Here is a 26,177-nt window from a genome sequence, read left to right on the forward strand (position 1 = left end):
GGCTGGGGCTGGTCTCAATACTGGATACGATAAACCGGCTTAGCCGCATAGCTTGAACCGCCGTATACGGAACCGTACGTACGGTGGTGTGAGAGGACGGCGGGGGTGACCCCGCCTCCTACTCGATGCACTGCAAATTCCTGTGGGAGCGTGGCTTGCCCGCGAAAGCCGTGACGCGGTGCATCTGACTAACCGCAGAGCCTGTTTCGCGGGCAAGCCCGGCTCCTGCAAGGACCGCGTAAGCCTTCTAAAAAAACCGACCAAATTACTCAGATGATTGCCTTTTCTGCCGTTAAAGAGAGGGCATCGTGATCCAGATCACAATGTGAGTGCTTAACTGCGTGCAGTGCAGGCACAATGCCATCTATTGATTTGCCGGGTTGGAGCTTTACCCTTGCCGCGTTCTTCCGCTGCACGTTTCAGTCATTTTTTGCCCTCATTACTGTTGTTGCTTGCGGGGCTTGCGGCTGCCTACGTCAAGGAGCTGAACGTTTTCTTCACCTCCCTGTTCAACGTGCTACCGACCTTGGTGCTATTGCTCGGCGGTGCTTACTGCACGGTTTACCGACGCCAACGTGAACTGTTTCTGATGGTCACGGTGTACATCGCCTACTTTCTGCTCGACACCCAGACCGACTATTACCGCGACAACGGAAAAGTCCGTGAAGACGCTGCGGTGGTGTTCCATCTCTGCTGCCTGCTGCTGCCCTTGCTGTATGGATTGTTCGCCGCCTGGCAGGAGCGCACTCATTTGTTTCAGGACATGGTGGCGCGTTTCGCGGTGTTGCTGGCGTTCGGCAGTGTTGCGCTGGGCTTTGAGCAAAGTTATCCACATGCGTTGCTGGCCTGGTTGGCGGAGATCCGCTGGCCAGCATTGCACGGTTCGTGGATGAGCTTGATCCAGCTGTCCTACCCGGTGTTCTTCGCCTCGTTTGTGCTGCTGGCTGCGCAGTACTGGCGCAACCCTCGGCCTTTGCATGCGGCACAACTGGTGGGTTTGCTCGGGCTGTTCTGGATGCTGCCCAAGACATTCATCCTGCCATTCACGCTGAACGTCATGTGCAGTCAGGTGATGTTGATCATCGCCGCTGCAGTTGCCCACGAAGCCTATCAAATGGCATTCCGCGACGAACTGACCGGCCTGCCCGGACGCCGCGCGTTGAACGAACGCTTGCAGCGCCTGGGCCGCAATTACGTGCTGGCGATGTGCGACGTCGATCACTTCAAAAAATTCAACGACACCCATGGTCACGACGTCGGTGACCAGGTGCTGCGTCTGGTGGCCAGCAAGCTGTCGAAGATCAGCGGCGGTGGGCGAGCCTATCGCTACGGTGGTGAGGAGTTCGCTCTGGTGTTTGCCGGCAATACTCTGGAAGAGTGCATGCCGCACCTTGAAGTCATCCGCGAATCCATTGCTACTTACAATATTCATTTGCGCAACCAGGACAGCCGCCCGCAGGACGATCAGCAGGGGCGGCAGCGGCGAGCCGGCAGCGCTGCGTCCAGCGTTTCGGTAACGGTCAGCATCGGGGTGGCCGAACGGGTTGAGCAACGAACGCCGGAAGAAGTGCTCAAATCGGCGGATCAGGCGCTCTACAGCGCCAAGGGTGCGGGACGTAATTGCGTCATGGCGTTCGGTCAAAACCGTCGTGGCGCGGTGCGGATGGACGCCGCTGCGGGTTGAGTGATGATGGCGCATTCAGCATCTGGACTGTGATTGTCCGGGTCGGGCCTGCGCAGTAGGTTGGGTTATCTGCCGCCGGAGAAACGACCATGCCCGAGTACAAATCTCCCCTGCGCGACATGCGCTTTCTGATCGACCATGTCTTCGACTTTCACGCCACCTACGCCGTGCTTGGGGCCACTGATGCCAGCCCGGACATGGTCAATGCCATTCTCGAAGAAGGCTCGAAATTTTGCGAAAACGTGCTGGCGCCGTTGAACCGTTCTGGCGATGAAGAGGGCTGCCATTTCGACAATGGCGTAGTCACGACACCCGCCGGTTTCAAGCAGGCTTTTGCGCAATACGTTGAAGGCGGCTGGCACGGCTTGGCCGCGGACCCGACCTATGGCGGTCAAGGTTTGCCGCTTTCGTTAGGGCTGGTGATCAGCGAGATGGTTGGCTCCAGCAATACTTCCTGGGGTATGTATCCCGGCCTGACTCACGGCGCGATGTCGGCGATTCACGCCCACGGTACCGAGGAGCAGAAACAGACCTACCTGAGCAAACTGACCGCTGGCCAGTGGACCGGCACCATGTGCCTGACCGAAGCCCATTGCGGCACTGACCTTGGCATTATCAAGACGCGCGCCGTGCCGCAGGCCGATGGTAGTTATGCGGTCTCTGGAAGCAAGATTTTCATCTCGGCCGGCGAACACGACATGAGTGACAACATCATTCATCTGGTGCTGGCCAAACTGCCGGACGCGCCGGCCGGAACCAAGGGTATTTCGCTGTTTATCGTGCCGAAATTTTTACCCAATGCTGAAGGCGAAGCCGGCAAACGCAATGCTGTGAGTTGTGGCTCCATCGAACACAAAATGGGCATCAAGGCGTCGGCTACCTGCGTGCTGAACTTTGATGGCGCCAAAGGCTTCCTGATCGGTGAGGCCAACAAAGGCCTGAACTGTATGTTCACCATGATGAACCACGCGCGGCTCGGTACTGGGATGCAGGGTTTGTGTCTGGGCGAAGCGAGCTTTCAGGGCGCGATCAAATACGCGAACGACCGCCTGCAAATGCGCTCGTTGACTGGCCCGAAAGCGCCAGAGAAAGCCGCTGATCCGATCATCGTCCATCCCGATGTGCGGCGAATGTTGCTGACCATGAAAGCCTTTAACGAAGGCAATCGGGCGTTGACCTACTTCACTGCACAATGGCTGGATGTCGCTCATTTAAGCGCAGACGGAACCCGGCGTCAGGACGCCGAAGACCTGCTGGCCTTCCTGACGCCGATCTGCAAAGCCTTCATGACCGAGACCGGTTTGGAGGTGACCAACCACGGCATGCAGGTGTTCGGCGGCCATGGCTTTATTCGTGAGTGGGGCATGGAGCAATTGGTAAGGGATTGCCGGATCGCGCCGATCTACGAGGGCACCAACGGCATTCAGGCACTGGACTTGCTCGGGCGTAAGGTCCTCGGCAGTCAGGGCAAACTACTGCGTGGCTTCACCAAAATCGTCCATAAGTTTTGCGCCGCCAATGCCGAGCATCCACAGCTCAAAGGCTATATCGCGCAACTCAACGACTTGAACCAGCAGTGGGGCGAGCTGACCACCAAGGTCGGCATGGCGGCCATGAAGAACCCGGATGAAGTCGGCGCCGCCGCCCTGGATTACCTGATGTACAGCGGTTACATCATCCTCGCGTACCTGTGGTTGCGTATGGCGCTGGTGGCTCAGGCACAACTGGAGGCGGGCAGCGGCGATGCGGATTATTGCCAAGGCAAACTGGCAACGTGCGAGTTCTACTTCAAGCGGTTGTTGCCACGCACGACCGCCCATCGGGCTGCGGTGGAGGCGGGGAGTGATTGCTTGATGAAGTTGCCAGCGGAGTTATTCGCGCTTTGACGGTAAAGCCGGGAAAGCGCTATCGCGGGCAAGCCTCGCTCCTACGGATTGTACGGACCTGTAGGAGTGAGGCTTGCCCGCGAGACATCCGCACAGACAGCGAAAATATAACGCCCAGTCGTAGTGACTAAAAATTACAAAACGGTCACTAGCTGACCCTATGTGTCTTAAAAGTTGTTCGGTTACACTCGGGGTCTAGAATAAACCCGATCCTACGAATCACTTGTTAAGTTCTCACGAGGTTTGCCATGGCTGACTACAAAGCGCCCCTGCGCGATATGCGCTTCGTCCTCAATGAAGTTTTCGAGGTCGCCAAACTCTGGGCCGAGCTGCCTGCCCTGGCGGACACAGTCGATGCTGAAACTGTCGAGGCTATTCTCGAAGAGGCCGGCAAAGTCACTAGCAAAAGTATCGCCCCGTTGAGCCGTAGCGCCGACGAAGAAGGCTGCCATTGGAGCGACGGTGTGGTCACCACGCCACAAGGTTTCCCACAGGCTTATCAGACCTACGCTGAAGGGGGGTGGGTCGGTGTCGGTGGCGATCCTGCCTACGGTGGCATGGGCATGCCGAAGGCGGTCTCGGCCCAGGTTGAGGAAATGATCAACTCGTCCAGTCTGGCTTTCGGTCTGTATCCGATGCTGACGTCTGGCGCCTGTGTATCGATCAACGCCCACGCCAGCGACGAGTTGAAAGCTACTTATTTGCCAAACATGTACGCCGGCGTCTGGGCCGGCTCCATGTGCCTGACCGAACCTCACGCCGGGACCGATCTGGGGATTATCCGCACCAAGGCCGACCCGCAAGCCGACGGTTCCTACAAGGTCAGCGGGACCAAGATCTTCATCACTGGCGGTGAGCACGACCTGACCGAAAACATTATCCATCTGGTGCTGGCCAAGCTGCCGGACGCACCGGCCGGGCCTAAAGGTATCTCGCTGTTCCTGGTGCCGAAGTTCATGGTCAATGCCGATGGCAGCCTCGGTGAGCGCAATCCGGTGACCTGTGGCTCGATCGAACACAAGATGGGTATCCAGGCTTCCGCCACCTGCGTGATGAATTTCGATGAGGCGGTGGGTTACATCGTCGGCGAGCCGAACAAAGGCCTCGCGGCGATGTTCACCATGATGAACTACGAGCGTCTGGGCGTCGGCATTCAAGGCCTGGCGTCTGGCGAGCGGTCCTATCAGAACGCGGTCGAGTACGCCCGTGATCGGCTGCAAAGCCGCTCGCCAACCGGTCCACAAGCCAAAGATAAAGTCGCCGACCCGATCATCGTCCACCCTGACGTGCGTCGCATGTTGCTGACCATGAAGGCCTCGAACGAAGGCGGCCGTGCGTTTTCAACTTACGTGGCGATGCAACTGGACACCGCCAAGTTTAGCGAAGACGCCACGACCCGCAAGCGCGCGGATGACCTGGTGGCCTTGTTGACGCCGGTCGCCAAAGCATTCCTCACCGACCTGGGTCTGGAAACCACCGTGCATGGCCAGCAGGTTTTCGGCGGCCACGGCTATATCCGCGAGTGGGGCCAGGAGCAATTGGTTCGTGACGTGCGGATTACCCAGATTTACGAAGGTACCAACGGCATTCAGGCGCTGGACCTGGTGGGGCGCAAGATTGTCGGTACCGGCGGGGCTTACTACACATTGTTCGCTGACGAGATTCGCCATTTCACCGCGGCCGCTAGCGCAGATCTGGCCGAGTTCACCAATCCGTTGAACGATGCTGTGGACACCCTCGACGAGCTGACGGCCTGGCTGCTTGACCGCGCGAAAAGCAATCCAAACGAGATTGGTGCAGCGTCGGTCGAATATCTCCAGGCATTCGGCTACATGGCCTACGCCTACATGTGGGTATTGATGGCCAAAGCGGCATTCGGTAAAGAAGCGCAGGACGACTTCTACGCCAGCAAACTGGGCACGGCGCGCTTCTACTTCGCCCGGCTGTTGCCGCGGATTCACTCGCTGAGCGCCTCGGTCAAGGCGGGCAGTGAATCGCTGTTTCTGCTGGACGCGGCGCAGTTCTGACGAGTGTAACGTCATGTAAGCATTCTCTTACATGGCGTACTGCCTTTCTCCCATATCATCAGATTGGATCCAGAGCTAATCTACTTCACATGGACGTAGCGCAGGAAGCGCAAAGCAACAACATGGACACGTAGGATTCTGCCAGGACGGCGGAGTGAAATGGATGTCAGGGAAACAGTCTGCAAAGCCCCGCTTCGGCGGGGTTTTCTTTTGCCTGCATTTTTTGTTTCCTTGTTTCTCAGCCCAGCACATCCAGGGTTGCCGGGTTCGCCATCCGCCCGTCCGGGCCATTCATTACGTCTTCCAGCAGATTACGCAGTAACGCCAGCGTGGCTTGTTGACGCTGCACATCGCGACACACCAGACCGACCTTCAACGGCACCCGCGGCTCACTCAACGGTTTCCATAGCAACGCCTTGTTGCCGTGTTCCTGCTGGGAGCGGCCAGGCAATACGGTGGCCAGTTTTGTGTGAGGCAGGCTGTCGAGAATCCCCGCCATATTGTTCAACTCTGCCTGCACCTGCGGGCGTCGTCCGAGATTGGCCAATTGCGCCTGCCAAATCTGTCGTACCTGGAACTCTTCTCCGAGCAACAACATCGGCAACTCTGCAGCCTGGCTCATTGAGACTTTCTTGAATTCGCGCAGCGGATGCTCGGCTGGGATGACCAGGGTCAGTTCATCTTCATACAACAGCACGCCATGCAGCCCCGGCTGACGCGGCGGTAGATAGCTGATGCCGATGTCCAGCGAACCGTTGAGCAAGCGTTTTTCGATTTCCAGTCCTGTCAGCTCATAGATCTGCACCACCAGGTGCGGTTGCGCTTTGCGTACCCGCTCCAGCATCTGCGGCACCAGGCTGGTATGGACGGTCTGTAGCACGCCGATGGCCAGGGTTCGCAGCGCCTGTCCCTTGAAGTTGCCCAAGGCCTCACGGGCCCGCTGCATGCCGTCGAGCAAGGGCAGGGCGTGGTTGTACAAGGTGTGAGCGGCAAGGGTTGGTAACAGGCGTTTGCTGCTGCGTTCGAACAGGCTGACGTCGAGGTTCTGTTCCAGATGGCGAATCTGTTGCGAGAGCGCTGGTTGGGAGATCGACAGGCGCTCTGCGGCCCGCCCCACGTGACCCTCTTCATACACCGCGACGAAATAACGCAGCTGCTTAAAATCCATAAGTAATTCTTATCGAAAAAGCTGGAAAATCGAAATGGCCCCGGGCCATGCACAAGCCTAGTCTAACCGTATTCACAAGGCTTATAGGGCCAGAGAGCGCGATGAATACCGTTTATGTTGATGGTGTTTACATAGGCAAGGCAAAAAACCTCGGACAGGGTTTGATCAGCGATACGGATAAGCACCCGGTTGCAAATCGACTTTGGTTGTGGCCGCAAGGCTTGGGCAGCGACGAGCACGGTGACCCGCGTTTCCACACCGGCCCAGAACGCGCTCTGCATCATTACCCGGCCGAGCACTACGCCTACTGGCGTAAACGTTATCCACAGATCGGCTGGTGTGCGCCGGCTTTCGGCGAAAACCTCTCGACCCTTGGCCTGACGGAAGATCAGGTGTGTCTGGGCGACATGTTCCGTTGGGGTGGCGCTCTGCTGCAGATAAGCCAGCCGCGTTCGTCGTGTTATCGCTTGAGCCATCGCTGGGGTTTGCAGGACCTGCCGCAACAAGCACAGGACACAGGTCGCTGCGGCTGGTTCTATCGGGTGCTCAAACCGGGCTTCGTCAGCGCCGATCAGCCGTTCGAGCTGATTCAGCGCAGCTACCCAGGGCTGACCGTGGCCTGGGCCTTGCGCAGTTTTTATCAGGAGCCTCTGGAGCACGCAGGCTTGAAGAAACTGGTGGATTGCCCGGCGCTGTCCTCACGCTGGCGCGATATCGCGATCAAACGCATGCGCACCGGTCAGGTCGAAGACTGGTCCTCACGTTTGCTCGGCCTACCGCTTGAGGGCCTGCGGGCATGAATTTGTTCAACTTACGTCGCAATCCCCCCAGCCTCGATGACCTGATGGCAGACCAGCGTTGGTCATCGAGGCGTGACAACTTTTCCAGCGAGCGCCTGATGCCCAGTGTCGAACGGCCCCAGCAGATTTTTGTTCGTGGCCAGGGTTCCTGGCTGTGGGACAGCGAAGACCGCGCCTACCTGGATTTCACTCAAGGCGGTGCGGCCAATAGTCTTGGCCACAGCCCTTCAGTGTTGGTGAATGCCATTGCCAGCCAGGCTCAGACGCTGATCAATCCGGGCGCAGGCCTGCATCATCGCGGTCAGCTCAATTTGGCCGAGCGTTTGTGCCAGAGCACCGGCAGCGATCAGGCGTACTTTCTCAACAGCGGCAGCGAAGCCTGTGAGGCGGCGATCAAACTGGTGCGCAAATGGGGTCAACTGCACCGCGGCGGCGCCTACCGAATCATCACCGCCAGCCACGGTTGCCACGGCCGCAGCTTCGGTGCGCTGTCAGCGTCTGGTGGCGCAAATCTCGAGAACCGCTTCGAACCGCAGTTGCCAGGTTTCAACCACGTTCCGTTCAATGACTTGCCAGCGCTGCATGCCGCTGTGGATGCGCAGACCGTGGCGATCATGCTGGAGCCGATCCAGGGCGAAGCCGGAGTAATTCCGGCCACCGAGCATTACCTCAAAGGCGTCGAACGTCTGTGTCGTGAGCTGGGGATCCTGCTGATTCTTGATGAAGTGCAAACCGGTATTGGCCGCTGCGGCACGCTGTTGGCCGAGCAGGTTTACGGTGTGCGCGCCGATATCGTCACCCTCGGCAAGGGCCTCGGCGGCGGTGTACCGCTGGCGGCGCTGTTGGCTCGAGGCAAGGCCTGTTGTTTCGACATCGGCGAGCTGGACGGCACCCATCACGGCAATGCCTTGATGACCGCGGCCGGTCTGGCAGTGCTCGACAGCGTTCTGGAGAACGGCTTTCTCGCGCAAGTACGGGAAACCGGGCAATACCTGCGCGAAGGCCTCGCTCGTTTGGTCAACCGCTATGGACAGGGCGAGTTACGCGGACAAGGTCTGCTTTGGGGGCTTACCCTGGCCGATGATTCGGCGGACGCGGTGGTCAAGGCAGCGCTTTACGAAGGCCTGCTGTTGAGCGCACCACAAGCCAATTGCCTGCGCTTCACCCCGGCCCTGACCGTCAGCAAGGCCAACATCGACGAAATGCTTCTACGGCTGGCCCGCGCCTTTTCCCGTGTTCGCACCGCGCAACTGCAATGCCGAAAAGGTGTGGCGGTCTGATCGATCTGCTCCCTCTCTAATTCCCGAACCGTCTCGCGGTATAACGCATCGCCTCATGCCTGATTCTTTTGGCATGGGGCGTTTTTTTGTCGACGGTCCATGGCTTGTGGCTGGAATTGGACTGAACCCTGCCTGGCGCAATAGGTCGATCAGTTGTATGGCTTACACGAGCCGATTTTCATCAGGAGCTGACTCATGGACTTTATCCGCATCATCATTGCCAAGCGTTGAGATCTGCGTTGGCTGTTAGATAGCCATCGCGGGCAAGCCTCGCTCCTATAAGAGTACGCAATCACCTGTAGGAGCGAGGCTTGCCCGCGAATGAGGCGCCTCCGTTTGACTGACTGATCGCATTTGTCAGTCCATCAGCTCCATCACCCTTCGATAAAACAACCATTCCTGCTCTAGCGCATGGGCCTGATTGCTCGCCTTGCGAAAGCCGTGGCGTTCGTCGGGGTAGTAGTACGCTTCGGCCGGGATGCCGTTGTCCTGCAAGGCCTTGAGCATGTCGCGGGTCTGTTGCGGCACGACGACGGCGTCGAGTTCACCCTGGAAGAAAATCACCGGCACGCGAATGTTGCTTGCGTGCAGTACTGGCGTGCGGGCGTTGTAGCGTTCGGCGTCCTGTTCGGGGTCGCCGATCAGCCAGTCCAGGTAATCGCTCTCGAATTTGTGGGTGGTGCGAGCCAGGGCGAGCGGATCGCTGACCCCGTACAGACTGGCGCCAGCACGAAATACATTCTGAAACGCCAGTGCACACAGGGTGGTGTAACCCCCTGCACTACCACCTCGGATGAAGGCTTTTTCGCCGTCGATCAGCCCTTGCCCGGCGAGATAGGCGACGACCGAGCAAGCGTCCTCGACATCCACAGCACCCCAACTCAAATGCAACGCCTGTCGATAGGCACGACCGTAGCCGCTGCTGCCGCGATAGTTGAGATCGGCGACGGCGAAGCCCCGTTGCGTCCAGTACTGGAGGCGGGGATCGAGCATCGGGTAGCAGGCGGAGGTCGGGCCGCCGTGGATAAATACCACCAGAGGTGGTTTAGTGGCGCCGTTCATGGCGGGATAGAAAAAGCCATGGGCTTCTCCCTTGCCGCTTGGGTAGCGCAAGGTTTGCGGACAGCTGATCTGTTCGGCGGGCAACGGCACAACGCCGCCAGCCAAGACCTTGACCTCATGAGTGTCGCGGTTGATGGCGACCACTGCCGCTGGACTGATCGGTGATGCAGCAATGCAGTAAACAAACTGCTCATCCAGTGCCAGATTTCGGAAGCGGCTGTAGTCGCCGGTGAAATCCTCGAGCGAACCATCGCCCCGGCACAGCCCGAGTCGGCCAAAACCATCCTCGGTCCAGCTCGCCAGGTAAGCGCCTTCGCCCAGCGGCAGCCAGGTGCTGCCACCCAGTTGCCAAGGCGCGGGTGCGTGATCCACTTCAGCGCTGGGCAGCGGATTCAAACCTGATTCGGATTCGACCCATGGCTGCCAGAACCCTGCGCGATCCGTCAGGCAATACAGCTGACCCGAGTCATCAAAGCGCGGCTGTTGCAGGGATTCTTCTGCACCATCACCGGCTACACAGCGCGGCTGACCCCAGCCGCTGTCAGCCTGACGCTTGGCTACCATTAAGCGTGTCGATGTCCACGGTTGATGCGGGCGACTCCATTCGATCCACGCCAGCCGCTGACCGTTTGGACTCAGGGTCGGCGCGGCATAGAAATCCGCACCTTCAACCAGTAATTGACGCTGGCCACTGGCGACATCGATGGCGACCAGTCGATGCTGATTGTGGTTTTCCTCGACCGCTAGAACCTGCCCGGCAGCGAACTGCAGATCGCCATAACGGCACTCGCCTTGGGTCAACGCCTGGGGCGTCTCACCTTGCAGCGATTGCCGATAAAGCTGTTGGTCCGCTTCGTTGACGAACACCAGCCCGTCATCGCTCAGACAGAACGACCCGCCGCCATATTCATAGACCCGACTGCGCACGCTGAACCCCGACGGCGTCAGGCAGTGGGCCTGGCCATCGTGCCAGTGCCAGATACGGCAGGCAGCGTCTTCGGGGCGGTATTCATTCCAGAACAGGCCGTGCAGGCCGCCCCGCAACTCAGCGAAGTCGATACCGGCGGCAACGGCTTTGGCGGCGCTGAAGGGTTCAGCCTTTAACGATGAGGCGTGAGTTTCGTTCATTTCGAAAGGCCAGTTGCTCGATGGTCTGGGTAGCGTGCTCGGCTTCTTCGCGGGCCTGAAGAATCACGCCGTGATGTTCTGACTTGCTGCACACCGGGTCGGCGTTGCTGGCGTCACCGGTGAGCATGAAGGCCTGGCAGCGGCAGCCGCCGAAGTCCTTTTCCTTTTCATCGCAGGAGCGGCACGGCTCGGGCATCCAGTCGTAGCCGCGAAAGCGGTTGAAGCCGAACGAGTCGTACCAGATGTGTTGCATGCTGTGATCGCGCACATTCGGAAACTGCACGGGCATTTGCCGCGCGCCGTGGCACGGCAGGGCGGTACCGTCCGGAGTAACGGTGAGAAAGATGCTGCCCCAGCCGTTCATGCAGGCTTTGGGGCGTTCTTCGTAATAGTCCGGGGTGACGAAAATCAGCTTGCACGGATGCCCTTCGGCTGCAAGTTTTGCGCGGTATTCATTGGTGATGCGCTCGGCGCGAATCAGTTGCTCTTTGGTTGGCAACAGGCCTACGCGATTGAGCTGCGCCCAGCCGTAAAACTGGCAGGTGGCAAGCTCAACAAAGTCAGCCTCCAGCGCAATACACAACTCGATGATGCGGTCGATTTTGTCGATGTTGTGCCGATGGGTGACGAAGTTCAGCACCATTGGATAGCCGTGGGCTTTCACCGCTCGGGCCATTTCGAGTTTTTGTGCGAAGGCTTTTTTCGAACCGGCCAGCAGGTTGTTCACCTGTTCGTCGCTGGCCTGGAAGCTGATCTGGATATGGTCCAGACCGGCTTTCTTGAAGTCGCTGATTTTCTGCTCGGTGAGGCCGATGCCCGAGGTGATCAGGTTGGTGTAGAAACCAAGTTTGCGTGCTTCACCGATCAGCTCGGCCAAGTCCTGACGCACCAGCGGTTCACCGCCGGAAAAGCCCAGTTGAGCCGCGCCCATCTCCCGCGCTTCGCGGAACACCTTAATCCATTGTTCGGTGCTCAGCTCCTTACCCTGCTCGGCGAAATCCAGCGGGTTTGAGCAATAGGGACATTGCAGCGGGCAGCGATAAGTCAGCTCGGCCAATAGCCACAGCGGCAGGCCTATCTCAGGCTTGGGTGGCATCGGCTGCGCCTGCTCAGACAAGTTCGATCCAGTGCTCAGCACGGGCGACCTCCATGAATTGCTCGATGTCTTCACCGAGCTCGGGTACGCCGGGGAACTTGGCGTCCAGTTCGGCAATGATTGCCGCGACGTCACGCTCACCGTCAATCAGGCCGCCAATCAGCGCGGCACTTTCGTTGAGTTTGATCATGCCTTCGGGGTATAGCAGCACATGGCCTTTTTGCGCCGGTTCGTACTGGTAACGATAGCCGGTCCGCCAGCTCGGGGTTCTGCTGCGATCGAAACTCATAGGGTGATTCCCTTATGCCAGACTCGTTGCTCAGTCACGCTGTGATATGGCGGGCGGTTCAGTTCATAGGCCATGCTCATGGCATCGAGCATGCTCCAAAGAATGTCCAGTTTGAACTGGAGAATTTCCAGCATGCGCTCCTGGCCTTCCCGCGTGGTGTAGTGCTGCAGAGTAATCGCCATACCGTGTTCCACATCACGTCGAGCCTGACCCAGGCGTGTGCGGAAATACTCATAACCGGTCGGGTCGATCCACGGGTAATGCTGTGGCCAGCTGTCGAGTCGCGATTGGTGGATTTGCGGAGCGAACAGTTCAGTCAGTGAGCTGCTGGCGGCTTCTTGCCAACGGGCTCGGCGAGCGAAGTTGACGTAGGCATCCACGGCGAAGCGCACGCCTGGCAAAACCAGTTCCTGGGAACGCAACTGATCCGGGTCCAGGCCGACCGCTTGGCCCAGACGCAGCCAGGCTTCGATACCGCCGTCTTCACCGGGCGCGCCGTCGTGATCGAGCAAACGCTGAATCCACTCGCGGCGCACTTCCCGATCCGGGCAATTGGCCAGAATCGCGGCGTCCTTGAGCGGGATGTTCACCTGATAGTAGAAGCGATTGGCGACCCAGCCCTGAATCTGCTCGCGGGTCGCCCGGCCTTCATACATCGCCACATGGTAGGGGTGATAGATATGGTAGTAGGCGCCCTTGGCGCGCAGCGCCTGTTCGAACTCGGCGGGAGACAGCGGTGTGTCAGTCATTTCGGTTCTCCGGGGAACAACCGTGGAATTTTATGTCGTCTGGGTAAGCCGCCATCATCGCGGTCTGTAAAACGAAGCGAGCCTAATGTGGGAGCGGCGGTGCGGCGATCCCACAGGGGATCGTGAGACGATCTCTGCTACAGCTCAATACTCATTCCGTCGTAAGCCACCTCGACATTTCGTCGTAGAAGTTCGGCACGTTCGACCGAGTCTTCATCGAGGATTGGGTTGGTGTTGTTGATGTGGATAAGCACTTTGCGCTGCTTGGGCAACTGTTCAAGCACTTCCAGCATGCCACCGGGGCCGTTTTGTGCCAGATGGCCCATTTCCCGGCCGGTGCGGGTGCCGACGCCACGGCGCTGCATTTCGTCGTCGTCCCACATCGTGCCGTCCACCAGCAGGCAATCACTGCCGGCCATGATTTCCAGCAGCGGTGCGTCGACCTTGCCCAGGCCTGGCGCGTAGAACAGCTTGCCACCGGTGCGCAGGTCTTCGACGATCAACCCGATGTTGTCGCCGGGGTGCGGATCGAAGCGGTGTGGCGAGTAGGGCGGGGCAGCACTGCGCAGTGGCAATGGGGTGAAGCGCAGGTTCGGGCAGGCCGGGATGGTGAACGTGCCTTCGAGTTCGATGCGATTCCAGCTCAGTCCGCCATTCCAGTGGGTGAGCATAGTGAACAGCGGGAAGCCAGTGCTCAGGTCTTCATGGACCATGTCGGTGCACCAGACCTGATGCGGGCAGCCTTCGCGCAGGCTGAGCAGGCCAGTGGTGTGATCGATCTGGCTGTCCATCAGGATGATCGCGCTGATCCCGGTATCGCGCAGTGCGCGGCCTGGTTGCATCGGGGCAAAGTTCTGCAGTTGCGCACGGATGTCCGGCGAGGCATTGCACAGCACCCAGTTCACGCCATCATCGGAAATCGCGATGGACGACTGGGTACGCGCCTCAGCTCTCAGGCTGCCGTCGCGAAAACCTGCGCAGTTCACGCAGTTGCAGTTCCACTGCGGGAAACCACCGCCGGCGGCGGAACCTAGAATCTGGACAAACATGGCCGCTCCCTCACACAAAAGCTGAAAATAAAAACGCCCCGGCTGGCCGAGGCGTTGCGCTGCACAACTGATTTAACGGCGTAAATTAACGGCTTGCGAAGTACATGGTGACTTCAAAGCCGATACGCAGGTCGGTGTAAGCAGGTTTGGACCAGGACATAGAGTTGCTCCTTCAGGTAGGTGGGACGGTTGATACCTATACATGTAGTCCACCTCCCGCGGGAGATGTTCAGATGCTTAGGTGGCTATCTTACTAAATTCCCGCAGGCGTTGACCTCCATTCTAGAAGAAAGCTAATTGCAACCCAGGTAATGATCATTTTGCCACTTGCCAAGGCTAGTCGTGGCAGCCGCGGCTGGCCAGGCACCGCCAACCGCCTTCGGCCTGGCTCAGGCGTTGAGCCGCGTCCAGTGCTGATTGCCGGTCCAGTGTCAGAGTCGCCTCTTTCAACTGCACCAGGTAATCCGATGGATGGCCGGCCAGTTTGCCTTGCCAGAGCAGTTCGGCTGCTTGGGCGACGGGTAGGGCGCCGCTGTCAAATTGTGCGGCAAGGGTCTGGCACTGGTTAATAAAAGACGAATCATCGATCCCCAAGATTAGTTCTGGCATCCGCTGAAGGAAGATTTCGATGTGTTCCAGGAGGTCTCGCAATGAAGCGTTTGGCGACTGAACGCCGAACAGCATCCCGGTTTGCCCATTGATTTGCCGCACCCCGCTGAACACCGCATAACCCAGTTGTAACTCAACCCGCAGGCGCTGGTAGAACGGTGACTGGCAAAGCTGCGCGAGTAAACGCCAGGCGGCTTCGTTGGCAATGTCCTGGATGGGGGTCGGGCAAAACAGCAGCAGCGCGTGTTCGCTGGAGTCGGTTGGTACCTCGCTCCACAGATGTTGTGAGCGAATCGATAGTGCAAGTGAAACCTGGTTGTCGGGGATGCCTGGCATTCGGTTCAGCACGCCGGCCATTGCAGTCTGTGAGGAGGCCGACAGACCGAGCGCCAATCCATCCCAGCGAGCGGTCGACCAAAGGTGTTGCAGATCGGTGTCGCTGACAGGCTGCTGCGCCGGCAGCTGGGAGTATCCCAGGCAATGTTCGGGCAACACTTTCAGCAATTGTCGAATAGGGATCAGCGGGGCGGTCTTGGTTGGCGCGCTCTGCTCTTGCCAGAAGTCGGCGTCAGGCATTGTCAGACGTTGCAACGCTTGTTCGAGAATCGCCGGCATCGGCTCATGAATGCCGGTCATCTTCAACAGCCATTCATTGCCCAGTGCGCTGAAGGAAAAATCGATACCCGCCTGGCGGGCATCTTCTTGCAGGGTTTTCAGGCTGCTTTCCAGTTTCGGCTGAAGGCTGGCCTGCACTGCAGAATCCAGACGCCAGCGCAGATAGATCGCGCCTTCACCGGTATCGTCCGCAAGCTCCTTGCTGAAAAGCATGTTCGAACTGTCGCGGCGGCTGCGCGAGCGATCCTGAGCAAAGGTCCGCAGGCCACGGTGAGCACTGGTTTGCCCGCGAATCAATCCGGCCCGAGCGGGTTCAGTGACTTGGCGCAGAAAGGGGTTGGGTGGCGGCAGTTGCCATGCGCCTGCTGGTTTATCTACAGGCTTAGGTTGCATCTGCTTCAAGAGTGCTTTGAGTGCGACGACACCGTGTTCGGACAACCCCGACGCCAATTGCTCACCGTCCAATCGGGCAAACTCCATTGCGCCACTGACCTGCTGTTTGCGTTGTTGCAGCAAGGCATATTCCTCACGCAATTGAGGCCAATCGCCGTTCGCACTGAAAAAGTTCAGCCAGTCGAAAAACAGCTCGCGGATCAACGGATGCTGTTTCGACCCGTTGGCAGTGAGAGTGAATTCAATGTTCAACAACGCTTGCCCGGCGAACTGGTAGAGCGGCGCGGCTTTAAGGGTGTCGACCAGTTGGCGACGTTGTAACTCGGCGAGCAAGCCGCCGGGTTTTGAAGAACGTAACCAGGTGCACAGAAAACCCAGTGCCTCAGCTGATGCGTTGGGCAATTGCTCACAGGCAAACAGTAGGTTCAGACGGCATTCGCCTGCCTGTTGAAAACGGCTGTCGACGGTATCCATCAGTGCGGGCGGCATGCTCTGCATTATCGGCTGCCCGGTGGCGAGGGCTGCGCTGAACCCTTCCGCCAGCGCCTTCAACTCGGCAATAGACTGCGGCCCGGCCAGGCTCAAGGTCATTTGCCCGGTCTGATAGAAACGCTGATAGAACTCGCCCAATGCCTGTTGGAACGCTGGCTGCGGCACCGGCAGGCTATAGCGATTCCCCGCATGAAAGGCCCGCAGCGGATGCGCCGCCGAAAGGCTATCGAACAGGCTGAACTGTTGCTGCGCCGACGCATCCCGAGACCAGGCGATAAATTCGGCGTGCAGCACTTCCCGTTCGCGCAGCTGGTCGTTCTGGTCCAGACGCGGATGAGCAAGCATGTCACTCAAACGCTCGAGCCCGCCATTAAATGCCTGAGTGGGGAGCTCGAAGAAGAAGTCCGTGGTGCGCTCGTTGGTCCGCGCATTCACCTGCCCGCCATGACGATGCACGTAGGCCATCAACCCTTGGTCTGCGGGAAAACGCTCAGTACCGAGAAAGAAAAGATGTTCGAGGAAGTGCGCCAGCCCAGGCCAGGCGAGTGATACGTCGTGACTGCCAGCGGCAACTCGCAAAGCAGCCGCGCAACGCTTCAAACGTGGTGCGTGACGCAGTGAAACCCGCAGCCCGTTGGCCAGGGTTCCAATGTGATGGTGGGGGTGGTTCAGCGCGGACATGAGCACTTCCAGAACAGAGATGTGCTTATGCTAGCGGATAATGTCCGATCAGCGGTTGCTCAGGTCACCATAAAGCTCGGGTCGGCGATCAAAAAAATAGCGATTGGCCATGCGGGATTTGAGCATCAACTGCCGATCCAGCGTTCCGACAATCAGCGCCTCATCCAGTCCAGCCTGGGCGATACGAGTGCCATCTGGCGCGGCAATGCTGCTTTGGCCGCAATAGTGGATGTCACCTTCATGGCCGCAGTAGTTGGCGTAGGCCACATAACACTGGTTTTCGAAGGCGCGGGCACGCACTGTGACGTCGGCGATAAAGTCATACGGCACCATGTTCGCCGTCGGTACCAGAATCAGCTCGGCACCGGCCAGGGCCAGACGCCGGGCGTTTTCCGGGAATTCGAGGTCGTAGCAAATTAAAAAGCCGAGCTTCCAGCCGTTCAATTCCACCAGTGGAAACTCATCCGGGCCGACGCTGAACATCGAGTGATCGAGCTCACCGTACAAGTGAGTCTTGCGGTAGTTACACAGACTTTCGCCCTTGGCGTCGATCAACTGCACGGCGTTGTAAATCTGCCCGTCATCGGCCCGCTCCGGGTAGCCATAGAGAATGGCGACACCCGAAGTCTTGGCGATGCTCGCAATGTGTTGCGCCGACGCACCGTCCCGCGCCTCGGCCAACGCGCCTACCGCTTCGACGCCGATGTTGTAACCGGTCAGAAACATCTCCGGCAACACCAGCAAATCAGCGTCCTTGGCTTCCATCGCCAGTTTTTGCAGGCGGTGCAGATTGCCCGCGACATCCAGTGGCAGCGGCGGGCATTGGTAAAGGGCTACGCGCATATCGAACGTCCTATCATTCGGGCAGGGCAATCGGACCGATTTCGTGGAACACATCGCCTGGGCCAGGGTTCTGCGCATGAGTTTCGCCGCCGAAGTGTTTCATGATGCCCCACACGGCATTCAGCGAAGTCTGAACCGCGCCTTCAACCCATGCTGGCGTCCATGAAACATCGTCGCCAGCGATAAAGATCCCACGCTGCTCGGCAGGCATGTCTTCCTGCATGAAGTGCGCATACATCCGCTGGTTGTAGCGATAGTGACCCGGCAGCGCACCTTTGAAGGCACCGAGGAAATGCGGATCGGCTTCCCAGGACACGGTGATCGGATCGCCGATGATGCGCGCTGCGATGTCGACTTTTGGGTAGATCTTCTTCAGTGCATCGAGCGCCAGCTTCACGCGTTTCTCGATTGGTTGCGGGAGCATTTTCAGTGCGTCGCTCATCCACGAGTAGGACAGGCAAATGACGCCCGGCTTGTCGTCACCGTTGTCGTACTTGCCGTTTTCAAACAAGTACGTGCCACGAGTCAGGCGATCGGTGAGGGTCATGCTCATCAGGTCGCGACCGGTTTCCGGGTCTTTGTCCTTCCAGAACGGCCGGTCGACCATGACGAAGGTCTTCGAGGACTGCATATAGCGGGTGCGGTCCAGAGCCATCCACATCTTCTGCGAGAACAGCGACTCGTCGCACTCGATCTGGGTGGTCAGCAACCAGCTCTGGCAGGTGGTCAGTACGGCGGCATATTCGCGGGTGTCGTCCCAGTTATCGGTGACGCTGAAGCGACCATCGGCAGCGTGCGCAATGCGTTTCACCCCAGTACGCGGTGCGCCACTGTGCAGCGAACTCAGGCTGGTGCCTTCTGGCCAGTGAGCACAACGCTCGGGTACGTGGCGCCAGATGCCCAGCGGCACTTGCTCGACGCCGCCGACTACCAGGTGTTGGTGGTCGTCGCAATTGGTCATGACGACGCGGAAAATTTCCAGCATCGAGTTGGGGAAGTCCGAATCCCAGCCACCGGTACCGAAGCCAACCTGGCCAAACACTTCGCGGTGATGGAACGACAACTTGGCGAAGGCTTTTGAGGTGGCGACGAAGTCATAGAATGTGCGGTCATCCCATAGCGGGACGAGGGTGTTCCACAGCTCTTTGAGGCGTGGCACATCGCGGTCGCGGATCGCTTGCTGGATCTCGCCGAAGCGCGAGCCGTCCTCCAGCGCATCAGCCCAGGCGTCGGCGACTTCCTGAAACAGCGCCGGCAAATCGGTGAGTTTCTGTGCGTAGTGGGTCTGGCCTTCGAGGTCGATCACTGTGCTGCCCGAGGCAGGCGTCAGCGGATTGGGGAACGGTTTGGTTTCCAGTCCGAGCTTGTCGACATAGTGGTAGAACGCGGTGGACGACACCGGGAAGCGCATACCGCCTAACTCGGCAATGATCCCTTCGGCGCCTTCGAAAGCCTGTGAGCGCAAACGACCGCCCATCTTCGAGGCTTCGTACACCACCGGTTTCAGACCCAGCTTCATCAGCTCGTAAGCCGCCACCAGCCCGGCGATCCCGGCACCGACGATTGCTACTTCAGCACCGTGGTTTGTCACTGGAATACTGCCCAGACCGGCCGGATGCTCAATCCAGTCATCGAAGGCGAAAGGAAAGTCCGGACCGAAAATAGTGACCGGTTTTTTACCGTCTGCAGGATGGCGATTATTCTTGTTCATGGTTGACCTTGCTGGCGACTCGCGCGGTGTGGTGGCCGCTGTGAGTTTGGAAGTAGGAAAAGACTGCCGCCATTCTAGGGAGTGTAGAGCACGTTAATAAGACGCAAAATGTCGTCGATATGAATGCTTTTTAGGCAATGTGACGAAAGTGTTGGGCTAAATGGTCGTGTGGCCCCGTAGCAGCAAGCTTCGCGGCCGGGCGCAGGCTTCGCCAGCGGCTACAGGATCATCCAATCCCTTAAACCGGCTGCCCACGATCAATCTTGCTACTGAGGATGATCGAGGTGGTGGTTTTTTCCACCCCATCGACGCTGCCGATCTGATCAAGCAATTGGTCGAGTTGTTCTGGCGAGTCAGTGCGCAGCCACGCCACATAGTCAAACTCGCCACTGACCGCACAGAGTTGCTGGACCTGAGCCATAGCGCTGAGGCGGCGCAGCACTTCCTTGCCGGAGCGCGGTTGTACGGTAATCCCGACGTACGCCTGCAACCCGCCATCGACCACCCGTTGCCCAAGACGCACGCCGTAGCCGGTAATCACCCGAGCTTTCTCCAGCCGCGCCAGCCGTGAGGTTACCGTGGTGCGGGCGATGCCCAGCTGGCGGGCGAGCATGGCGACGCTTTCACGGGCGTTGATCTGCAGGGCCGCAATCAACTGGCGGTCGATTTCGTCGAGGACGGGAGGGCGGGTGTCAGGCAAGGTCTTCTCCGGCGGTACACATCAGTGGGCGAGCATCTTACAGGCTCGCTGAATCGCTGAAACACGAAAGCCGCGCAGTGCGCGGCTTTGAGTATGGTGGGCCCAGTAGGACTCGAACCTACGACCAAGGGATTATGAGTCCCCTGCTCTAACCAACTGAGCTATAGGCCCTCAGTAGGCCGCGGATTATAGCGATGGTTTCTCGGCTGTGCTATCCGAAAAGTCCGAAAGAGTTATACGAAGAAAGCTTGCGGCGAATTCATCGGCGGGGAGGGGGAGGCTGACAATGTAGCCTTGGATCTGTTCGCAGCCTTCCGCGGCGAGGAATTCTTGCTGCGCCTGGGTTTCGACGCCCTCGGCGATGACGGTGAATTGCATGCTGCGGCCCAAGGCGATAATGGCGCGGACGATAGCCGCATCGTGGGGGTCGTCAGGCAGGCCGCGGACGAAGGATTGGTCAATTTTCAGGAAGTCCAGCGGTAGACGCTTGAGGTAGCTCAAGGACGAGTAACCGGTACCGAAGTCGTCGATAGCCAGCTGTACGCCCAGGCGCTTGAGCTGATGCAGGACCTCAAGGGCTTCTTCGGCCTGGCTCATGATGAAGCTTTCGGTGATTTCCAATTGCAGGAAACCGGGGTAGAGGCGGTTATCTCTGAGCAGCTGTTCGATCCGGCCAAGCAGGTTCGGTTGACGCAGTTGAGCCCCGGCCAGGTTGACCGATAGCGGGCCGAAGCCGTCATAGACCCTATTCCACTCGTACATCTGCTGGCAGGCCTGCTCCAGTACCCAATCACCAATTTGCAGAATCATGCCGTTTTCTTCGGCCAGAGGGATGAAGTGCTCGGGAGGCACGTCGCCGAAGGTTGGATGGCGCCAGCGAATCAGGGCTTCAGCACCGACGATGTGTCGGTCTTTCAGGCTGATTTTCGGCTGGTAATAGAGGCATAGCTCATTACGCTCGATGGCGCGGCGCAGTTCATGTTCCAGCGCTATCCGTTCGCTGGCCTGAGCCGTGAGGTCGCGTGTATAGCTTTCGACCCGGTTGCGGCCCTTGGCTTTGGAGCGGTACATGGCCGCGTCGGCATTTTTGATCAGTGTGGCGACGTCGCAGCCGTCCTTTGGGTAGAGACTGGTGCCAATGCTGGCGCTGATGAAAAACTCGTGCTCGTCGGCCTGGAAGGGCGCACCAAAGCAATTGAGGAGCTTGTTGGCGATGTGTTCAGCGTCGCTGGCTTGCTGCAGGCCGGGAAGCAGGATGATGAACTCATCGCCGCCCAGGCGGGCCACGGTGTCGATGTCGCGCAGCTGTTCTTTCAAGCGCACGGCAATGCCCTTGAGCAGCAGATCACCGACCGGGTGACCAAGGCTGTCATTGATATGTTTGAAGCGATCCAGATCGAGGAACAACACGGCGCCTTGCCCGCCGTTCTCTTGCTGAGTGTTTAGCGCTGTCAGCAACCGACTCTCGAATAAGGTGCGGTTGGGCAGGCCGGTCAGCGGGTCATGGTGGGCCTGGTAGTCGAGGCGCGCCTGGGCATGCTTCAAGCTGGAGATGTCCGCGAAAACCGCAACGAAGTGAGTGATGAATTTGTCCCGGTTACGCACAGCGCTAATGGTCAGCCAGCTTGGGTACAGCTCACCATTTTTGCGCCGATTGGAAATCTCTCCCTGCCAATGACCTTCGGCGGTCAGTTGATGCCACATGGCCGCGTAGAAGGCGCTGTCGTGCAAGCCTGAGGCAAGTAGCCTGGGAGTATGGCCAAGGGCTTCGATTTCCCTGTAGCCGGTGATCTCCGTGAAGGCACGGTTGACCGCGATGATGTGCTGTTGAGTATCGGTGATCAAAACCCCTTCGGCGGTGCTTTCGAACACGGTGGCGGCCTGTTGCAGCTTTTCCTGCATCAGATGGCGCTCGGTGATGTCCCGGGCGATGGTCAGCATGCAGTCTTCGTCACCAATGGGCAGCGGGCGACTGGACACCTCGCACAGACGAATCTGTCCATCGTTACGGCGGATGTGGCAACTGAAGTCGCGTACAAAACCATCTCGTTGCAGCAGGTCGAGCATCTGTTTGCGTTCGTTCAGGTTGACCCATATACCCAAATCCAGCGTGGAGCGGTCCAGAGACATCGCGCTGTTGAAGCCGGTGATGCGGCTAAAGCCCTCGTTGACCTCAATCAGCAAGCCATCGCGTTGGCGGCTGAGCAGCAGGCCATCGGGTGATGCATGGAAGGCTTTGGCGAACTTCTCTTCGGAGGTCTGCAGTTGCTGCTGGGTTTCCTTGAGCTGACTGATGTCACGCACCACCACCACCAGCGCTGGAGTGGTGTCGAGGTCGAATGGTTCGGCGGAGATCAGGCCGGTGAACACCTGGCCATTGTTGCGTCGGAATGGCATCTCCAGATTGCGAATGCTGCCGGCCTGTAAGCGCTGCAGGAGAGCGGGGCCGACGCCGGCTATTCCCCAGATATTCAGGTCGGTGGCGGTCTGGCCGACGACTTCCTCTGCGCTCAGGCCGATCTGCTCCTCAAAGGCTTCATTGACCTCCAGCAAACAGCCGTCGGACAACCGTGCGATCACCAGAATGTCCGGGCATTGCTGGAATACCGACGCGAACTTCTGCTCGGACAGGCGCAAGGCTTCCTCGGTTCGCTTGGCTTCACTGATATCGATCATCAGACCGCGCAATACCGGCTCATGGCCATGCTCGATCAGGCTGACGATATCGCGAACCCACAGGCAGCGGCCGTCGGCGGTGATGACGCGGTAGTCGAGGCTATGATCGCGGCCGGCCAGTACTTCATGGTCGCAAAAGGTCTGGGCGCGTGTCAGATCGGCGGGGTGAATGATGTTGCGCCAGAAACCCGGAATCAGCCAATGCGACAAGGGGTAGCCGAGCAGGTCCTCGGCATGGGGTGACACGTAGCTATACGTAAAATCGTTTATGCGGGCTTCCCAGGCAATCGCTGAAAGGCTTTCTACCAGCCCGCGGTAATGGTATTCGCTGCTGCGCAGCTCTTGCTCCAGCGCAACCCGGCGGGAGATCTCCGAACTGAGTCGGCGATTGATGCGGATCACTACCGCCAACCCGGTGAACAGCAACAGGACACCGGGCAGGCCGTAGAACAACAGGTCGGACCAGAAAGTACGATGGTCGAGAACGTTCCCTACCCAATGTTCCTGGATGGCGTTGATTTCTGCGGGGCTCAGGTCCGCCAGAACTTTATCGAGGATGCCGATCAGGACCTTATCGCCTTGCGGTACGGCCATCGCCAATTGATATCGATAAGGCGTTTCACCGCTGACATAGAGCCCTTCGAGTTTGAGTTGCCGCAGACTCCAGATGCTCGAGGCGAGATCGCCCACTACCGCATCCACCTGGCCGGTAGCCAGTGCCTGTAACGCTGAGCTGACATTTGGCAACGCGACCAGATTCAGGTCGGGATGGTGTGTGCGCAATAGCTCATGAGGCGCGTAGTTCTCCACCACGGCGATTTTCAGGCCGTAAAGATCTTCGAGTTTTCGCGGTTGTGCCCCACCTTCGTGAGCAAGAATCACGATCGGAAAGTCCAGATAAGGGCGGGTGAAGAACAGATAGCCCTGGCGCTCAGGCGTCGACATGATCCCTGGCAAGAGGTCCAGCTTGCCTTGTCTGGCCTGTTCCAGCACCGCGGTCCAGCTGACTGGCTCAACAGGGGTGACCTTTATGTTCAGGCGTTCTTGAATCAGCTTGATGTAATCCGCCGCCAGTCCCTGGTAGCGGCCCTCTTCATCGCGATACTCGAACGGTGGCCAGGACGCATCGACACCCAGGCGCAGTTCCGGGTGTTCCGTAAGCCAGCTACGCTCTTCGTCGGTGAGAGTCAGCGCGCCGGCCGTTGCGGTCCAGGCAAGCAGTGACAGCAAAAGCACGGCCGGCATTCTGGGCATAACGGTCTCGTTATGGCTCGGGGGGATTGTTTCGAGTGTAGACGGGCAATTCGGCGGGAGTGACGCGCGGGGAATTTAATCTGTAGAAAGCAAAACCCCCAGCAGGGCTGGGGGTTTTGTGATCACTCGTCGAGGAAGGAGCGCAAATGCTCGCTTCTCGTCGGGTGGCGTAGCTTGCGCAACGCCTTGGCTTCAATCTGACGAATCCGCTCGCGGGTAACGTCGAACTGTTTACCGACTTCCTCAAGGGTATGGTCGGTATTCATGTCGATGCCGAAGCGCATGCGCAGAACCTTGGCTTCACGGGCAGTGAGGCCGGACAGGACTTCGCGAGTCGCTTCTTTAAGGCTCTCAACAGTGGCGACATCGATTGGCGACTGCATGGTCGAGTCTTCGATAAAGTCACCCAGGTGAGAATCTTCGTCATCACCGATCGGGGTTTCCATGGAGATCGGCTCTTTAGCGATCTTCAATACCTTACGGATCTTGTCCTCAGGCATTTCCATGCGTTCGCCAAGCTCTTCCGGGGTCGGTTCGCGACCCATTTCCTGCAACATCTGCCGGGAAATACGGTTGAGTTTGTTGATCGTCTCGATCATGTGCACCGGAATACGGATGGTGCGGGCCTGGTCGGCGATCGAGCGAGTGATCGCCTGACGGATCCACCAGGTGGCATAAGTCGAGAACTTGTAACCGCGACGGTATTCGAACTTATCCACCGCTTTCATCAAACCGATGTTGCCTTCCTGGATCAAGTCGAGGAATTGCAGGCCACGGTTGGTGTACTTCTTGGCGATGGAGATCACCAGACGCAAGTTCGCTTCTACCATCTCTTTCTTCGCGCGGCGGGCCTTGGCCTCACCGATCGACATGCGACGGTTGATGTCCTTGATCTCGGCAATCGTCAGACCGGTTTCGGTCTGCAATGCAGTCAGCTTTTGCTGGCAACGAACGATGTCGGCTTGAAAACGACCAATGGCTTCAGCGTATTTGCTTTTGCCTTTGGCCAGTGCATCGGTCCAGCTTTCGTCAACTTCATGGCCCGGGAACTGGCGCAGGAAGTCGGCACGCGGCATGCGTGCATCACGAACGCAGAGCTGCATGATCGCGCGCTCTTGCTGACGCAGACGATCCAAGGCACTGCGAACACGCTCAACCAGGCCTTCGAATTGCTTCGGAACCAGTTTGATCGGCATGAACAGCTCAGCCAGGAGCACCAGCTCGGCGATTGCCAGCTTGTTACCACGGCCGTGCTTTTTCAGCGCCTTGCGAGTGACTTCCATCTGATCGGACACGGCGCCGAAACGCTGTGCTGCGATGATCGGATCCGGACCGCTTTCGACTTCTTCTTCGTCGTCGGTGCTGGCTTCGGCTTCGTCGTCGGTTTCGTCATCCGCTTTCACGGTTTTCGGATCGACAGGCGGCGGAACTTCAGCAGCAGGCGGCGCAATGCCATCGTCCGGGTCGATATAACCGCTCAGGACGTCGGACAGGCGGCCACCTTCGGTGGTGACGCGAGTGTACTCGGAGAGAATGTGGTCAACCGTGCCAGGGAAGTGCGCAATTGCGCCCATCACTTCACGGATGCCCTCTTCGATACGCTTGGCGATTTCGATTTCGCCTTCGCGTGTGAGGAGCTCAACTGTACCCATTTCACGCATATACATGCGCACAGGGTCAGTGGTGCGGCCAATGTCGGTCTCAACCGCTGCCAACGCTGCAGCCGCTTCTTCAGCGGCTGCCTCGTCGGTATCGGCGTCGGCCAGCATAAGGGCGTCCGCATCCGGAGCACTCTCGTGTACGGGAATCCCCATGTCATTAATCATGCGGATGATGTCTTCCACCTGTTCCGGATCTGAAATATCCTCCGGCAGGTGGTCGTTGACCTCTGCGTAAGTCAGATACTTCTGCTCACGACCCAGGGTGATCAACTCTTTGATACGAGACTGCTGTTGCGCTTTTCCGGACATAACACCCTATCCACT

18 protein-coding genes and 1 tRNA gene are annotated in these 26,177 nt (G+C 58.6%); 5 read left to right on the top strand and 14 right to left on the bottom strand.

The features are described 5' to 3' along the window. Window positions 1-394: 394 nt before the first annotated feature. The 3 genes from ACZYSM_RS21660 to ACZYSM_RS21670 all read left to right on the top strand — a co-directional run bounded on the left by ACZYSM_RS21660 (window position 395) and on the right by ACZYSM_RS21670 (window position 5,597). Window positions 395-1,684: a GGDEF domain-containing protein gene (locus ACZYSM_RS21660; protein WP_489074417.1), complete on the top strand. Its 1,290-nt coding sequence runs from the start codon at window positions 395-397 to the stop codon at window positions 1,682-1,684. Between the two features lie 89 nt (window positions 1,685-1,773). Next, window positions 1,774-3,570: an acyl-CoA dehydrogenase C-terminal domain-containing protein gene (locus ACZYSM_RS21665; RefSeq protein ID WP_489074419.1), complete on the top strand. Its 1,797-nt coding sequence runs from the start codon at window positions 1,774-1,776 to the stop codon at window positions 3,568-3,570. 248 nt (window positions 3,571-3,818) lie between these two features. Beyond that, window positions 3,819-5,597, top strand: coding sequence for an acyl-CoA dehydrogenase C-terminal domain-containing protein (locus ACZYSM_RS21670; protein ID WP_489074421.1), 1,779 nt, complete (start codon window positions 3,819-3,821; stop codon window positions 5,595-5,597). A gap of 238 nt (window positions 5,598-5,835) precedes the next feature. On the opposite strand, the gene ACZYSM_RS21675 is transcribed toward ACZYSM_RS21670, so the two are convergent. Then, window positions 5,836-6,765: a LysR family transcriptional regulator gene (locus ACZYSM_RS21675; RefSeq protein WP_489074423.1), complete on the bottom strand. Its 930-nt coding sequence runs from the start codon at window positions 6,763-6,765 to the stop codon at window positions 5,836-5,838. 101 nt (window positions 6,766-6,866) lie between these two features. Here ACZYSM_RS21675 and ACZYSM_RS21680 point away from each other — a divergent pair, with 101 nt between their 5' ends. Next, a complete protein-coding gene (locus ACZYSM_RS21680; protein WP_489074425.1) occupies window positions 6,867-7,565 on the top strand; it encodes an MOSC domain-containing protein in 699 nt (232 codons plus the stop codon). Next, entirely contained in the window at window positions 7,562-8,845 is a 1,284-nt protein-coding gene (locus ACZYSM_RS21685) for an aspartate aminotransferase family protein (protein WP_489074427.1), read from the top strand. Before ACZYSM_RS21680 ends, ACZYSM_RS21685 begins: the two co-directional genes overlap by 4 nt. A gap of 357 nt (window positions 8,846-9,202) precedes the next feature. Here the strand turns inward: ACZYSM_RS21685 and ACZYSM_RS21690 are convergent, their stop codons facing one another. The 13 genes from ACZYSM_RS21690 to rpoD form a co-directional block, all read right to left on the bottom strand. Further along, a complete protein-coding gene (locus ACZYSM_RS21690) occupies window positions 9,203-11,035 on the bottom strand; it encodes a S9 family peptidase (protein ID WP_489074429.1) in 1,833 nt (610 codons plus the stop codon). Next, complete coding sequence (pqqE, locus tag ACZYSM_RS21695; RefSeq protein ID WP_489074540.1) at window positions 11,001-12,131, bottom strand: pyrroloquinoline quinone biosynthesis protein PqqE; 1,131 nt, start codon at window positions 12,129-12,131, stop codon at window positions 11,001-11,003. Before pqqE ends, ACZYSM_RS21690 begins: the two co-directional genes overlap by 35 nt. A gap of 13 nt (window positions 12,132-12,144) precedes the next feature. After that, a complete protein-coding gene (gene pqqD, locus ACZYSM_RS21700; RefSeq protein WP_489074431.1) occupies window positions 12,145-12,420 on the bottom strand; it encodes a pyrroloquinoline quinone biosynthesis peptide chaperone PqqD in 276 nt (91 codons plus the stop codon). After that, entirely contained in the window at window positions 12,417-13,169 is a 753-nt protein-coding gene (pqqC, locus tag ACZYSM_RS21705) for a pyrroloquinoline-quinone synthase PqqC (RefSeq protein ID WP_489074433.1), read from the bottom strand. The genes pqqD and pqqC overlap by 4 nt, the downstream gene beginning before the upstream one ends. A 137-nt stretch (window positions 13,170-13,306) precedes the next feature. After that, window positions 13,307-14,218 carry a pyrroloquinoline quinone biosynthesis protein PqqB gene (gene pqqB / locus ACZYSM_RS21710; RefSeq protein WP_489074435.1) on the bottom strand — a complete coding sequence of 304 codons (912 nt, stop codon included), beginning with the start codon at window positions 14,216-14,218 and terminating at the stop codon, window positions 13,307-13,309. 85 nt (window positions 14,219-14,303) lie between these two features. Next, on the bottom strand, window positions 14,304-14,378 hold the full coding sequence (gene pqqA / locus ACZYSM_RS21715) for a pyrroloquinoline quinone precursor peptide PqqA (RefSeq protein WP_009045898.1): 75 nt from the start codon (window positions 14,376-14,378) through the stop codon (window positions 14,304-14,306). A 176-nt stretch (window positions 14,379-14,554) separates the two neighbouring features. Continuing rightward, window positions 14,555-17,008 carry a pyrroloquinoline quinone biosynthesis protein PqqF gene (gene pqqF, locus ACZYSM_RS21720; protein WP_489074437.1) on the bottom strand — a complete coding sequence of 818 codons (2,454 nt, stop codon included), beginning with the start codon at window positions 17,006-17,008 and terminating at the stop codon, window positions 14,555-14,557. Window positions 17,009-17,056: 48 nt separating this feature from the next. Further along, a complete protein-coding gene (locus tag ACZYSM_RS21725) occupies window positions 17,057-17,851 on the bottom strand; it encodes a carbon-nitrogen hydrolase family protein (RefSeq protein ID WP_489074439.1) in 795 nt (264 codons plus the stop codon). Window positions 17,852-17,864: 13 nt separating this feature from the next. Continuing rightward, on the bottom strand, window positions 17,865-19,562 hold the full coding sequence (locus tag ACZYSM_RS21730; RefSeq protein WP_489074441.1) for a flavin monoamine oxidase family protein: 1,698 nt from the start codon (window positions 19,560-19,562) through the stop codon (window positions 17,865-17,867). Window positions 19,563-19,800: 238 nt separating this feature from the next. Next, on the bottom strand, window positions 19,801-20,262 hold the full coding sequence (locus tag ACZYSM_RS21735; protein ID WP_008067391.1) for an Lrp/AsnC family transcriptional regulator: 462 nt from the start codon (window positions 20,260-20,262) through the stop codon (window positions 19,801-19,803). Window positions 20,263-20,356: 94 nt separating this feature from the next. Next, a tRNA-Ile gene (locus ACZYSM_RS21740) sits at window positions 20,357-20,433 on the bottom strand. A 15-nt stretch (window positions 20,434-20,448) separates the two neighbouring features. Beyond that, window positions 20,449-24,192 carry an EAL domain-containing protein gene (locus ACZYSM_RS21745; RefSeq protein ID WP_489074444.1) on the bottom strand — a complete coding sequence of 1,248 codons (3,744 nt, stop codon included), beginning with the start codon at window positions 24,190-24,192 and terminating at the stop codon, window positions 20,449-20,451. 122 nt (window positions 24,193-24,314) lie between these two features. Then, complete coding sequence (gene rpoD / locus ACZYSM_RS21750) at window positions 24,315-26,162, bottom strand: RNA polymerase sigma factor RpoD (protein WP_489074446.1); 1,848 nt, start codon at window positions 26,160-26,162, stop codon at window positions 24,315-24,317. Window positions 26,163-26,177 lie beyond the last annotated feature (15 nt).

The sequence above is a fragment of the Pseudomonas sp. F220 genome (genome assembly GCF_057813935.1).